This window comes from Nocardioides aquiterrae, from assembly GCF_039526625.1.
Classification (GTDB): domain Bacteria; phylum Actinomycetota; class Actinomycetes; order Propionibacteriales; family Nocardioidaceae; genus Nocardioides; species Nocardioides aquiterrae.
Genome location: NZ_BAAAJE010000030.1, coordinates 213263 through 226367, shown reverse-complemented (window position 1 = coordinate 226367; position 13105 = coordinate 213263). Strand labels below are relative to the sequence as shown.

The 13105-nt window shown below is 72.5% G+C and carries 12 protein-coding genes and 1 pseudogene; all 13 read right to left on the bottom strand.

All coding sequences use genetic code 11. The features are described 5' to 3' along the window. Window positions 1-97: 97 nt before the first annotated feature. Window positions 98-436 carry a P-II family nitrogen regulator gene (locus ABD086_RS23460; protein WP_343910761.1) on the bottom strand — a complete coding sequence of 113 codons (339 nt, stop codon included), beginning with the start codon at window positions 434-436 and terminating at the stop codon, window positions 98-100. After that, on the bottom strand, window positions 433-1755 hold the full coding sequence (locus ABD086_RS23455) for an ammonium transporter (RefSeq protein ID WP_343910759.1): 1323 nt from the start codon (window positions 1753-1755) through the stop codon (window positions 433-435). Before ABD086_RS23455 ends, ABD086_RS23460 begins: the two co-directional genes overlap by 4 nt. A gap of 181 nt (window positions 1756-1936) precedes the next feature. Beyond that, window positions 1937-3061 (bottom strand): signal recognition particle-docking protein FtsY, encoded by a 1125-nt coding sequence (ftsY, locus tag ABD086_RS23450; protein ID WP_343910757.1) that lies wholly within the window; start codon window positions 3059-3061, stop codon window positions 1937-1939. Window positions 3062-3087: 26 nt separating this feature from the next. Further along, window positions 3088-3273 (bottom strand): hypothetical protein, encoded by a 186-nt coding sequence (locus tag ABD086_RS23445; protein WP_343910755.1) that lies wholly within the window; start codon window positions 3271-3273, stop codon window positions 3088-3090. Window positions 3274-3332: 59 nt separating this feature from the next. Continuing rightward, a complete protein-coding gene (locus tag ABD086_RS23440; protein WP_343910754.1) occupies window positions 3333-3773 on the bottom strand; it encodes an acyl-CoA thioesterase in 441 nt (146 codons plus the stop codon). Continuing rightward, window positions 3773-7324, bottom strand: a complete 3552-nt coding sequence (smc, locus tag ABD086_RS23435; RefSeq protein ID WP_343910752.1) for a chromosome segregation protein SMC — start codon at window positions 7322-7324, stop codon at window positions 3773-3775. Before smc ends, ABD086_RS23440 begins: the two co-directional genes overlap by 1 nt. Window positions 7325-7598: 274 nt before the next feature. Then, window positions 7599-8858 (bottom strand): annotated as a pseudogene (locus tag ABD086_RS23430) (MFS transporter). After that, window positions 8839-10317 carry an LVIVD repeat-containing protein gene (locus ABD086_RS23425; protein ID WP_343910751.1) on the bottom strand — a complete coding sequence of 493 codons (1479 nt, stop codon included), beginning with the start codon at window positions 10315-10317 and terminating at the stop codon, window positions 8839-8841. Before ABD086_RS23425 ends, ABD086_RS23430 begins: the two are co-directional and overlap by 20 nt. A 41-nt stretch (window positions 10318-10358) precedes the next feature. Then, window positions 10359-10568 carry a hypothetical protein gene (locus ABD086_RS23420; protein ID WP_343910749.1) on the bottom strand — a complete coding sequence of 70 codons (210 nt, stop codon included), beginning with the start codon at window positions 10566-10568 and terminating at the stop codon, window positions 10359-10361. Between the two features lie 77 nt (window positions 10569-10645). Further along, window positions 10646-11524 carry a bifunctional DNA-formamidopyrimidine glycosylase/DNA-(apurinic or apyrimidinic site) lyase gene (gene mutM / locus ABD086_RS23415; protein WP_343910747.1) on the bottom strand — a complete coding sequence of 293 codons (879 nt, stop codon included), beginning with the start codon at window positions 11522-11524 and terminating at the stop codon, window positions 10646-10648. A 3-nt stretch (window positions 11525-11527) separates the two neighbouring features. Continuing rightward, window positions 11528-12358 carry a ribonuclease III gene (gene rnc / locus ABD086_RS23410; RefSeq protein ID WP_425571693.1) on the bottom strand — a complete coding sequence of 277 codons (831 nt, stop codon included), beginning with the start codon at window positions 12356-12358 and terminating at the stop codon, window positions 11528-11530. Next, entirely contained in the window at window positions 12279-12464 is a 186-nt protein-coding gene (gene rpmF, locus ABD086_RS23405; protein WP_081790257.1) for a 50S ribosomal protein L32, read from the bottom strand. The genes rnc and rpmF overlap by 80 nt, the downstream gene beginning before the upstream one ends. A 46-nt stretch (window positions 12465-12510) precedes the next feature. Continuing rightward, window positions 12511-13032 (bottom strand): YceD family protein, encoded by a 522-nt coding sequence (locus ABD086_RS23400; RefSeq protein WP_343910741.1) that lies wholly within the window; start codon window positions 13030-13032, stop codon window positions 12511-12513. Window positions 13033-13105: the final 73 nt, after the last annotated feature.

Here is a 13105-nt window from a genome sequence, read left to right as displayed (position 1 = left end):
CGTCGCCAGCGGCTGTTACGAGCGGCGACGGCTTGTGTTTCGCGCACGTTAACGAGCACCGCGGCCCGGCCCCTGCGTGAGGAGCCGGGCCGCGGACTCACAGGGCCGCGTCGTCCCGGTCGCCCGTGCGGACCCGGACCACGGTGTCGACCGGGCTGACCCAGACCTTGCCGTCCCCGATCCGGCCGGTCTGTGCGGTCTTGACGATGATGCCGACCACGTCGTCGGCGTCGTCGTTGCCGACGACGATCTCGATGCGGATCTTGGGCACCAGCGCGATGTCGTACTCCGCGCCGCGGTAGACCTCGGTGTGGCCCTTCTGGCGGCCGTACCCGCTGACCTCGCTGACGGTCATGCCGGTGACCCCGAAGGCCTCGAGCGCCTCGCGGACGTCCTCCCACTTGTGCGGCTTGATGACCGCGGTCACGAGCTTCATGCGTTGACCCCCTCGGTGACGGTGTGCTTGGCCAGGACGGAGGTCGACGGCGCGGTGGTGCCGCCGCCGAGGCCGCTGTGCAGGTCGTACGCCGACTCGCCGTGCTGGTCGGAGTCGATGCCCTCGACCTCGGCCTCCTCGGTGACGCGCCAGCCGAGCGTGAACTTGATGGCGAACGCGATGACGGTGGTGAGGACGCCGGTCCACAGGATCGCCCAGCCGGCCGCGGCCGCCTGGTCGCCGAGCGAGCCGAAGCCGCCGCCGTAGAAGAGGCCGTCGATGCCGCCCGGCGCGTCGGCGGTCGAGAACAGGCCGATCAGCAGGGTGCCGACGAGGCCACCGACGAGGTGGACGCCGACCACGTCGAGCGAGTCGTCCATGCCGACCTTGAACTTCAGGCCGACCGCCCAGGCGCAGAGGACGCCCGCGGCGGCACCGATGACGATCGCGCCGGTGATGTCGACCGCACCGCAGGACGGCGTGATCGCGACCAGGCCGGCGACGATGCCCGACGCGGCGCCCAGCGAGGTCGCCTTGCCGTGCAGGATCCGCTCCATCGCCAGCCAGCCGAGCATCGCGGCGCAGGTGGCGATCGTGGTGTTCAGGAAGGTCACGCCGGTCTCGGACATGAACTGCGCGATGTCCTTCTCGCCGCCGTCGCCCTCGAGGAAGACCATCGAGCCGACGTTGAAGCCGTACCAGCCGAACCACAGCAAGCCGGCACCGATCATGGTGAGCGTCAGGTTGTGCGGGCGCATCGGCTCCTTGCCGAAGCCGACCCGCTTGCCGATCACCAGCGCGAGGACCAGGCCGGCGACGCCGGCGTTGATGTGCACCACGGTGCCGCCGGCGTAGTCCTGGGCGCCGAAGTGCTTGGACACGAACCCGACGCCCGTGCTCCACACCTGGTGGGAGATCGGGAAGTAGCAGACCGTCACCCAGACCGGCACGAACAGGACCCAGGCGGAGAGCTTCACGCGGTCCGCGATCGCTCCCGAGATGAGCGCGACGGTGATGGCTGCGAACGTCATCTGGAACATGACGCCGCCGATGTAGGACTCCCAGGGCACGTCCTTGAGCGCCCATGCGTCGAACGGGTTGCCGAAGAGGCTGCCGACGTCGTCGCCGGCGAACGCCATCGACCAGCCCCACAGCACGTAGACGATGCCGACGATGCCGAGGCTGACGTAGGACATCATCATCATGTTCAGCACGGACTTGGAGCGGCTCATGCCGCCGTAGAAGAGCGCCAGTGCGGGGGTCGTCATCATCAGGACGAGGGCTGTCGCCACGATCATCCAGGCGTAGTAGCCGTCCACTGAACCTCCAGGGATCACATCTCGGGAGGGCGGCGCCGCGGGTGACCGCGCTGTCGCGCCGGGGTCCGCCCCATTGGGGAAGACCCTCGGCGGCCGACGTTTCAGGCCCGGCCGTCACGTGTTGCGAACAGGCAACGAGTTCCGGGCCCGCGTTACTTCCGTGTTACGGCAGCCGGGCCGCTCAGCCGAGCAGCGCGTCGACGAACGCGCCGGGATCGAACGGCGCCAGGTCGTCCGGGCCCTCGCCGAGGCCGACCAGCTTGACCGGCACGCCGAGCTCCCGCTGGACCTGCACGACGATGCCGCCCTTCGCGGAGCCGTCGAGCTTGGTCAGCACGATGCCGGTGACGTCGACGACCTCGCTGAACACGCGCGCCTGGATCAGGCCGTTCTGGCCGGTGGTCGCGTCGAGCACGAGCAGCACCTCGGTCACCGGCGCCTGCTTCTCGATGACCCGCTTCACCTTGCCGAGCTCGTCCATCAGGCCGGCCTTGTTCTGCAGGCGGCCTGCGGTGTCGACGATGACGGTGTCGGCGCCGGTGGCGACGCCCTCCTTCACCGCCTCGAACGCGACGCTCGCCGGGTCGGTGCCCTCCGGGCCGCGGACGACGTCGACGCCCACCCGCTCGCCCCACGTGGCGAGCTGCTCGACGGCGGCCGCACGGAAGGTGTCGGCGGCGCCGAGCACGACGCTGCGGTCCTCGGCGACGAGGATCCGGGAGATCTTGCCGACGGTGGTGGTCTTGCCGGAGCCGTTGACGCCGACGACGAGCACCACGCCCGGGTTCCCGTCCGCGCCGGTGACCTGGAGCCGGCGGTCCATGTCGGGTCCGACCAGGTTCAGCAGCTCCTCGCGCAGCACCGAGCGCGCGTCCTCCGGGGAGCCCTCCACGCGCAGCCGGGTGCGCAGGTGCTCGACCAGCTCCCGGGTCGGCGTGACGCCGACGTCGGCGGTGAGCAGGGTGTCCTCGATCGACTCCCAGGTGTCCTCGTCGAGGCGGTCGCGCGAGAGCAGCGCGAGCAGGCCGCGGCCCAGGCCGCCCTGCGACCCCGCCAGCCGCTGGCGCAGCCGTACCAGGCGCGACGCCGTGCCCTCCGGCCTCTCGAGGGTCGGCTCGGGCGTGATGACCAGTGGCTCGGCGCCGGGCTCGATCTCGGTCGGCACCTCGACGTCGACCGGCGGCGGCGGCGCGATGATGTCGGCGCCGGTGCCGCGCTGCCCGGGGCGGCGCGCGACGACGAAGCCGGCGACGGTGAGCACCGCGAGGACCGCGATGCCGATGACGAGGTAGAGCCAGTCAGCCATGACTCAATCCAATCAGAGGGGTCCGGTCAGAGCGGACGGGAGTCGTCGTACTCCTGCTCGAGCACCGGGGCGGCCACGGTCGCCCGCGTCATCGCGTCCCCCAGCCACGGCGCGGCCGGCACCTCCTCGCCCCGGTGCGGGTAGGCGACGTACACGACCACGAGCCCCGCGACGACCAGGACCACCAGCATCGCGATGACGACGAACAGCACGGACTACCTCCCGAGATCGGCTTCCCTCCACCGTCCCACGTACCCCGTCCGAGCAGCGCTCAGACGCGCAGGAGCGGGGTGACTGCGGTGCGGATCACGTCCGGCATCGGGACGACCGGGCGGGCCGGGTCGGTGTTGTCGACGTACACGTGCACGAACCGGCCCTCGGCCGCCGCCTCGTCGCCCGGGCCCTGGAACAGCCCGACCCGGTAGACGACCGAGCTGGTGCCGACCTTGTCGGCCACCACGCCGACGTCGACGGGCTCCGGGTAGCCGACCTCGGCGAAGTAGCGGCAGCCGACCTCGGCCACCACGCCGATCGCGTCGAGCGCCCGGATGTCGACGCCGGTCGCCGCGGCCAGGTGGTTGTTGACCACGGTGTCGATGATCTCGAAGTACCGGGCGTTGTTCATGTGCCCGTAGACGTCGATGTCCGCCCACCGCGTGGTGACCCGCTCCCAGTGCACGTACTGGTCGCGGGTCGGCCGCTCCGCCGGCACTACGCGGGCTCGGCTTCCCGCAGCCGCTGGCTGATCACCGCGGAGACGCCGTCGCCGCGCATGGTCACGCCGTACAGCGCGTCGCCGACCTCCATGGTCCGCTTCTGGTGGGTGATCACCAGCAGCTGGGAGTTCTCGCGCAGCTCCTCGTAGATCTCCAGCAGCCGGCCCAGGTTGGTGTCGTCGAGCGCGGCCTCGACCTCGTCGAGGATGTAGAACGGCGACGGTCGCGCCTTGAACAGCGCCACCAGGAACGCCACGGCGACCAGCGACCGCTCGCCGCCGGACAGCAGCGACAGCCGCTTGACCTTCTTGCCCGGCGGGCGGGCCTCGACCTCGACGCCGGTGGCGAGCATGTCGTCGGGGTCGGTGAGCACCAGCCGGCCCTCACCGCCCGGGAACAGCCGCGCGAACGTCGCGTCGAACGCCTTGCTGACGTCGGCGTACGCCTCGGTGAAGACCTGCTCGACGCGCTGGTCGACCTCGCGGACGATGTCGAGGAGGTCCTTGCGGGTCTTGCGGAGGTCCTCGAGCTGCTCGGTGAGGAACTTGTGCCGCTCCTCCATCGCCGAGTACTCCTCGAGGGCGAGCGGGTTGACCCGGCCGAGCTCGCGCAGCGCACGCTCGGCGACGCGGAGCCGCTTCTGCTGCTCCTCGCGCACGTAGGGCACCGGCTCGGGCTCGTCCTCGCCCTCTGCCACCTCGCCCGTGAACGGCACCGGCTGGTCCGGGCCGTACTCGGCGACCAGGGCCTCGGCGTCGATGCCGAGCTCCTCGATCGCCTTCTCCTCGAGCTGCTCGATCCGCATCCGCTGCTGGGTGCGCGCCATCTCGTCACGGTGCACGGAGTTCACGAGCTCGTCGTGCTCCTTGCCGAGCTCGCGCAGCCGGCCGCGCACGTCGCGGAGCTGCTGCTCGCGGCCGCTGCGGGACTGCTCGACCGCGGCCCGCGCCTCGGCGGCGCGGTGGATCGAGACCTCGAGCCGCCCGAGGACGTACGCGACCGCGACGCCGACCGCCTCGGCCGCCCGGCCCTCGCGGAGCAGCTGCTCGCGGCGCGCGGCGGCCTTGGCCCGCGCCTCGCGCTCGGCGTTCGCCGCGCGCACCAGCGCGTCGGCACGCCCGTGCATCGCCCGGGCCCGTTCCTCGGAGGTCCGCAGCGCGAGCCGCGCGTCGGTCTCCCCCTGACGGGCGTCGCGCGCCTCCTGCACCAGCCGCTCGCGGACGCTGGTGTCGGGCTCCTCCTCGGGCGCGTCCTCGGCGGAGGCGAGCCGGGCCTCGAGCTCGGCGAGCCCGGCGACCGCCTGGGCGCGCGCCTCCTCGGCCTTCTCGATGGCCTGGGCGAGGCGCTCGGCCTCGCCGCGGGCGGCGCGGGCCTGGGAGCCGTACTGGCCGAGCTCCTCGGCGACCGCCGCCAGGGTGGCGTCCGACTCGTGGAGCTTGGCGAGCGCGACGTCGACGCGCTTCTGCGCCTCCAACCGCTCGGCCTCGAGCCGGGACATGTCGAACCCGAGCCGCTCCGACGACGCGATCGCCTCGGCTAGCTGCTCGGCGGCCTCGTCGACCGCGGCCTGGACCTCGATCAGGCTCGGCTGGCTGGACGAGCCACCGGACGCGTAGTGGACGCCCAGCACGTCGCCCTCACGGGTGACCGCGGTGACCTCGGGGAGGTCGCGGACCAGGGCGCGGGCGGCGTCGAGGTCGTCGACGACGGCCACCCGGTCGAGGAGCCGGGTCAGCGACGGGCGGAGCTGGCCGGGGCACTCGACCACGTCGACGGCGTACGTCGCGCCGGCCGGCAGCGCGGGCCAGTCGCGGGCCGTGGCGGGCCCGCCGCCGAGCAGCAGGCCGGCGCGGCCGAGGTCGTCGCCCTTGAGGTGGCCGATCGCGCGGACCGCCGCGTCGGCGTCGGCCACGGCGACCGCGTCGGCCGCGGTGCCGAGCGCCTGCGCGACCGCCGCCTCGAAGCCGGACCGGACGGTCAGCAGTGCGGCGACCGAGCCGAGCAGCCCGGACACCTCGTCGGAGGCGGCCAGCAGCGCGCCGGCGCCGTCCTTGCGGTTGAGGCCCATCTCGAGGGCGTCCTTGCGGGCCGCGAGCGCGGTGCGGTCGCGGTCGGCCTGGAGCGCCTCGTCGCGGGCCTTGGCCAGCCGCTCCTCGATGTCGTCGAGGGCCGCGGTGGCGGCCTCGTGCTCGGCGTCCAGGCCCTCCTCGCCGGCGTCGAGGCCGGCGACCTTGGTCTCGAGCGCGGTGAAGTCGCGCTGCGCGCGCTCCGCGCGGGCGACGGCCTCCTCGCGGGCGAGCGTGAGGCGGCCGAGCTCCTCGTCGGCGGCCGCGGCGCGGGACTTCGTCGCGTTGACCTGCCCGTGCAGCCGGGCCAGCCCCTCGCGGCGGTCCGCGGCCGCGCGCTGGAGCGCGGCGACCTTGCGATCCTCCTCGGCGGCGGCGTCCTCCGCCGTACGCCGGGCGGTGACCGCCTCCTCGAGCGCGGTGCGGTTGGCGTCGACCTCGGCGGCGATCCGCTGCTCCTGCTCGCGGACCTGCGCGGCCTCGGCCTCGAGCTGCTCGGGGTCGCGGCCGGTGCGCGCCTCGACCTCGGTGCTCCCGGCCGCGTTGCGGACCCGCTCGGCGGCCAGGGACTGGGTGCCGCGCAGTCGCTCGCGCAGGCCGGACAGCGCGAACCAGGTCTCCTGGGCCTGCGCCAGCGCGGGCAGGTCCTCGCGCAGCGCGGCCTCCAGGGTCGCCTCCTGCTCGCGGGCCCGGGCCGTCTCGGCCTCCACCTGCTCGCGCCGGGCGACGAGGATCGACTCGTCGGCCATCTCCTGCTCGAGGGCGGTGCGCGCGACCAGCAGGTCGTCGGCCATCAGCCGGGCGCGGGCGTCGCGGACGTCGGCCTGCACGGTCGCGGCCCGCCGGGCCACCTCGGCCTGCCGGCCGAGCGGCTTGAGCTGGCGGCGGATCTCGCTGAGCAGGTCGTTGAGGCGGGTGAGGTTGCCCTCGGTGGAGTCGAGCTTGCGGAGCGCCTTCTCCTTGCGCTTGCGGTGCTTGAGGACGCCCGCGGCCTCCTCGATGAACCCGCGCCGGTCCTCGGGGGTCGCGTGCAGGATGGTGTCGAGCTGGCCCTGACCGACGATCACGTGCATCTCGCGCCCGATGCCGGAGTCGGAAAGCAGCTCCTGGACGTCGAGCAGCCGGCACGCGTTGCCGTTGATCGCGTACTCCGAGCCGCCGGAGCGGAACATCGTGCGGCTGATCGTGACCTCGGCGTACTCGATCGGCAGCGCGCCGTCGCTGTTGTCGATGGTCAGCACGACCTCGGCGCGACCCAGCGGCGGCCGTCCGGAGGTGCCCGCGAAGATGACGTCGTCCATCTTGCCGCCGCGCAGCGACTTGGCGCTGGCCTCACCCATCACCCAGGCGAGCGCGTCCACGACGTTCGACTTGCCGGAGCCGTTGGGACCGACGATGCAGGTGATCCCGGGCTCGAGCTGGAGCGTGGTCGAGGAGGCGAAGGACTTGAACCCCTTGAGGGTCAGGCTCTTCAGGTACAACGTCTGGCTCCCAGCTGATCAGGGTCGGCGGTCTCGTCGCTGAGGACGAAGGCTGCATCATCGCAACGGATCATCGATCATCGCAGCAGGCCAAGGGGGAAGCTCAGCGAGCCTCACCCTACCGTCCGGCACCCCCCGAGCGCGGCATCTGCGTCCTCGCCGAGTCGGCGCCAGTGCAGGCGGTGCGACCGTCGAGTCGGCGCTACTGCAGGCGGCGGGCCTGCATTCACGCCGACTCGGCACCCTGGCGACCTGCATTCACGCCGACTCGGCATCAGGCGGGCGTGGGCTCCGCCGTCTCGTCGGCGTGCGCGATGTGCACCAGCTGGCGCCAGATCAGCACCACGAACAGCGCGGAGCCGGCGAAGGCGAACCAGAACGGCGCGGTCACGCCCCAGTGCTGGGCGATCACTCCGCCGATGCCGGAGCCGAGGACCAGGCCGCCGAAGGTGCCGACCATGTTCACGCTGCCGACCCGACCCTGGAGCTCGGTCGGTACGGCGCGCTGGCGCACGGTCAGCGAGGTCGTGCCCCAGATGAAGGCGTGGGCACCGAACACGAAGAAGATGCCCAGCGCGACCCCCGGCGTGGTGGTGAGCGCGAGCGCCAGATGGGTGAACGTCTCGAAGACCAGGCCGATCCGCATGATGTTGCCGAGGCTGACCCGGCGGGTGATCCAGCCGTAGGACAGCGTGCCGACCAGGCCGCCGACCGCCTAGACGGTGGTCAGCAGCCCGAACCCGATCGCGCCCATCCCGAGCCGCTGGGTCGCGTAGAGGACCAGGATCGACCAGGCGGCGCCGAAGGTGATGTTGAAGACGAAGATCGTCAGCACCAGGGTCCGGACCGCGGCGTTGTGCAGGACCCAGCGGAACGCCTCCGCGATGTCGTGACGCAGGTGCCGGTCCGGCTCGACCTCCCGGCGGTGCGGCGGCAGCGCGACGCGCGAGACGAGCACCGCACCGAGCGCCACGACGGCGGCTTGGGACGCGAACGGCAGGGCGTGGCCGACCGCGAACAGCGCCGCGCCGATCGGCGGACCGGCCAGCTGGTTGACGGTGATGAAGCCCGTCATCAGCCGGGAGTTGGCGACCGCGAAGTCCTCGCGCCGGACCAGCATCGGCAGCAGCGTGGCCGAGGTGTTGTCCGCGAACACCTCCGCGGTGCCGAGCAGGAACATCGCGACCAGCACGAGGGCGATCGAGACGACGTCGGTGGCGATCGCCAGCGTCAGCAGCACCAGGACGCAGGCGCGCAGGACGTCGACGGTGACGATGATCAGCCGCCGGTCGAGCCGGTCGGCGAGCGCGCCCGCGAGCAGCCCGAACACCAGCGGCGGCAGCCACTGGAGCAGCGCGCCGAGCGCCACCAGGAACGGGTCGTGGGTCATCGACGCGACCAGCAGCGGGCCGGCGGCGATGGCGATGCCGTCGCCGAGGTTCGACACCCAGGACGAGGCGAGCAGCCACCGGAAGCCGGTGCCGAACCGGCGCGGCGCGACGATCTCGACGCCGCTACTGAGGAGGCTGCTCACAAGGCAGCGAGGCTATCCCCCCGGTGGTGCGTGCCGGCACCCGGTTTGCGCGCCGGCGCACGGCGAGGGCGAGCGCCACCGCTCCCCCCACCAGGCCGATCGGCAGCGCGGCGTCGGAGGCGCGGCCGACGCGGGACGACGGCAGCGCGCCGATCCCGTCGCCGGGCACGTCGACGGCGTACACGTCGAGCCCGCGGACGGCGTCGATGGTGTAGAGGATGTTCGTCGTCCGGCCGGTCTGCCGGCCGGTGCCGTCGTACACCGGCACCCACATCGCGTCCCAGACCTCCGAGGCGGGCCAGATCGCGTACCCGAAGCTCGACAGGTGCCTCGGGTGCCGCGCGTCGACCAGCTGGAGACCGCCGCCGTAGTAGCCGACCGCCACGATCCCGTTGCGGTTGCTGAACCAGTGCGAGGAGCAGAACGAGCCCTGCGGCAGCGGGAAGTTGCCGAGGTCGGCGAGCTCGACCTTGTCCAGCGGGACGATCGCCGAGCGCGACCCGTCGAGGCGCTTGACCCACCAGGCCTGGAACGACCCGGCGCGGGTGCAGTCGGTCTGCTCGTAGTCCTCCTCGGTCACCAGCAGCACGTTGCCGTTGCGGAACGCGGGCCTGCTCCCCGGGCGGAAGGCGTCGGCGTTCGGGCGGAAGGAGTTGTGCAGGATGAAGTCGTTCCAGCCCTCGTACCGCGGGTCGGTGCCGCGGCCGGCCTTGCCGGTGGTCGTGAGCAGCCGCGGCCGCGCGGGCTTGCTGGTGTCCCACATGGAGGCACCGCCCCAGCCGGTGTGGGTGCCGATGCCGGCGGCGTCGAAGTTCCACTTGTGGCCGGCGGTCGGTGACGCGAACGGCTGCACGCCCGCGGTGGTCCGGTCGGCGTCGACCTCCCGGGGGTGGTCGAGGTCGCGCAGGTCGATGATCGAGAAGTGCCCGTCCTCGCCGGCCGAGTACACGTAGGTGCAGTTGCGCTGGTCGACGCAGGTGACGGTGTGGGTGCTGGTGGTGGCCGGGGCCCGGGACAGCACGCGCGGGCTCGCCGGGTCGGTGACGTCGACGACCACGAGCTCGCCGCCCCCCACGTTCGCGTGCTGGATGTCGTCGGGCGAGGCCTGGTACGAGTCGACGCCGATCAGCGCGAACCGCCGGACGCCGTCCGCGGTACGTCGCTCGCCGCAGTTCATCGCCTCGTTCTCGAACTGCAGGCTCGGCAGCACCCCGACCTCCGCCGGGTGCGCCGCGTCGGAGACGTCCCAGACGCGGACCGAGTCCAGGCCGCTGGTCACGAACACCGGCGCGGTCCACAGGAAGCACCCGGAGATGCCCGCCTGGGTCGGGTGGGCGCCGATGTGGGCGACGTTGCCGCTGGCGAGCAGCGAGTCGTCCTCGGCGGACGACGGGGCGGCGCCCAGGCCCACGGTGAGGGCGACGAGGGCAGCGACGGCGAGGGAGCGCACGACCAACATGTCGCGTCCAACGACGGGACGCGGCGTCGGTCACGCGGGAGTCAGGCGGGCTGCATCTCCTGCATCGAGGCGGCCTCGATGTCGAGGAGCGTCGCGGCCTGGGCGGCCGTCAGCCTGTCGTTCTCCTCCGTGAGGCGCAGGACCAGCGCCTCGAGCTCGCCCACGCGCGCGCGCAGCCGGTCGTTCTCGGCTACGAGTCGGGCGGGGGTCCGCAGGTCGCTGTTCATGTATCCGATCAGCGCCTTGGCCATGGATGGACCTTCCGGGTCGTGGGGGGTCACCCGCGATGGCGGGCCGTCTTCAAGAGTCCCACCGCAGCGTCCCTCGGTCAATCCGGGACCGGCAAAGCCTCCGGCCGCGGCCGGCGGGTCCGCGGCGCGGGCTGGCAGGCCGGGCAGAAGTACGACGAGCGGTTCATGAACGCGACCCGCCGCAGCGGCGTCCCGCAGCGGTCGCAGGACTCGCCGTCGCGGCCGTAGGCGTGCAGCGAACGATCGAAGTAGCCCGACTCGCCGTTGACGTTGACGTAGAGCGCGTCGAACGACGTCCCGCCCTCCTGCAGCGCCGCGGTCATCACGGCGCGGGCGTGGCCGAGGAGCTCGCGCACCTGGGTGGCCGTCAGCCGGTCGCCCGGGCGCTCGCCGTGCAGCCGGGCGCGCCAGAGCGCCTCGTCGGCGTAGATGTTGCCGACCCCGGAGACCAGGTTCTGGTCCAGCAGCTGCCGCTTGATCCCGGAGCTCCGCTTGCGGACCTTGCGCACGAACAGGTCGTCGTCGAACTCCGGGTCCAGCGGGTCCCGGGCGATGTGGGCGATCTCGGGCGGCAGCTCGGCGCCGCCCTCGGAGACCGACAGGCCGCCGAACATCCGCTGGTCGACGAACCGCATCTGCAGCCCGGTGTCGAGCGCGAACCGCACCCGCAGGTGGCGCTCGTCGGGCGCGTCGGGCGGCTGCACCAGGATCTGGCCGCTCATGCCGAGATGGCCGAGCAGCGCGTCGCCGTTGTCGAGCGGCAGCCAGAGGTACTTGCCCCGGCGCCGGGCGGCCTCGATCCGGCGGCCGGCGAGCGCGGCGGCGAAGCCGGCCGGGCCGCGCAGGTCGCGGCGCACCGGGCGCGGGTGGAGGACGTCGACCCGCTCGATGGTCGCGCCGAGGACGTGCCGCTCCAAGCCGGCCCGGACGGTCTCGACCTCGGGCAGCTCGGGCATGCCCTAGCTCTTGCGGGTGGCGTGCGCCGCGGCGTCGATGGCCGGGTCCTCGACACCGAGGTCGGTGGCGATCTCGCCGTACGCCGTCTCCGCGGCGGCCTGCTCGGCCTCCTTCTTCGACCGGCCGACGCCGTTGCCGTAGAGGCCGTCGCCCACGCGCACCTGGGCCGTGAACGTCTTCATGTGGTCGGGGCCCTCGTCCTCGATGACGTACTCGGGCACCCCGAGGCCGTGCTCGGCGGAGAGCTCCTGGAGGGAGGTCTTCCAGTCCAGGCCGGCGCCCAGCGCGGACGCGGCCTCGATCAGCGGGTCGAACAGCCGGTGGACGACGTCCGCCGACGTCTCGAACCCGCCGCTGAGGTGGATCGCGCCGATCACCGCCTCGACGGTGTCGGAGAGGATCGACGCCTTGTTGCGGCCCCCGGTGGACTCCTCACCGCGACCGAGCTTCACGTGGTCGCCGACGCCGATGCGCCGGCCGACCTCGGCGAGCGCGCGGGCGTTCACGACGGCCGCGCGGAGCTTCGCCAGCCGGCCCTCCGAGAGGTCCGGGTGGGTGCGGTACAGCGTCTCGGTGACGACCACGCCGAGCACGGAGTCGCCGAGGAACTCCAGCCGCTCGTTGGTCGGCAGCCCGCCGTTCTCGTACGCGTACGAGCGGTGGGTGAGGGCGCGCTCGAGCAGCTCGGGGTCCAGGACGGGCTCCCCGAGGGCTGCTCGGAGCTCGGTGTAGTTGGTCAGCGGACCGGACCGGTCAGAGGACCTGACGACGGTCGGCGCGCGCGCCGTACTGGCCGCACTCGCCGCACGCACGGTGCGGGAGGTGCTTGGCACCGCAGGCGGGGTTCGCGCAGGTCACCAGGGTGGGCGCGACGGCCTTCCAGGCCGAACGACGGTGACGCGTGTTGCTGCGCGACATCTTCCGCTTCGGGACAGCCACTGTTATCTCCTCTACCAGGACCGGAGGCTCCGGCCGTGAACGTTTCTCAGTCTTCCTGCTGGTCCTGCGTGAGGGCCGCGAGCCCCGCCCAACGCGGGTCGATCGGGTCCTCGTGCGCGTGGTCCGGGTCGTCCTTGAGCCGGGCACCGCACTCGGTGCACAGTCCGGGACAGTCGTCCTCGCACAGGGGCTGGAACGGCAGTGCGAGCACCACCGCGTCCCGCAGCAGGGGCTCCAGGTCGACCAGGTCTCCCTCGAGCGTGCTGACCCCGTCGTCCTCCTCGGAGGAGTAGTCCTGGTCGTCGTACACGAACAGCTCCTGGAACCGAACGTCGATCTCGTCCTCGATCGGCTCCAGGCACCGCGCGCACTCCCCGGTGAGCTCGGCCGAGGCCGAACCGGTGACCAGCACACCCTCCATGACCGCTTCCAGCCGCAGGTCGAGGTCGACCGGCGAGCCTTCCGGGACACGGAGGACTTCGATGCCCAGATCTGCCGGTGCCGGAACCGTCCGCGTCACCTGTTGCTGGGACCCCGGGCGGCGGCCGAGCTCGCGGGTGTCGAGCACGAGCGGCGCTCTCGGGTCCAGGCTGCTCAGGGTTCTACTTCCGTGTTCAGGCACAAACAGATCGTCGTGAATC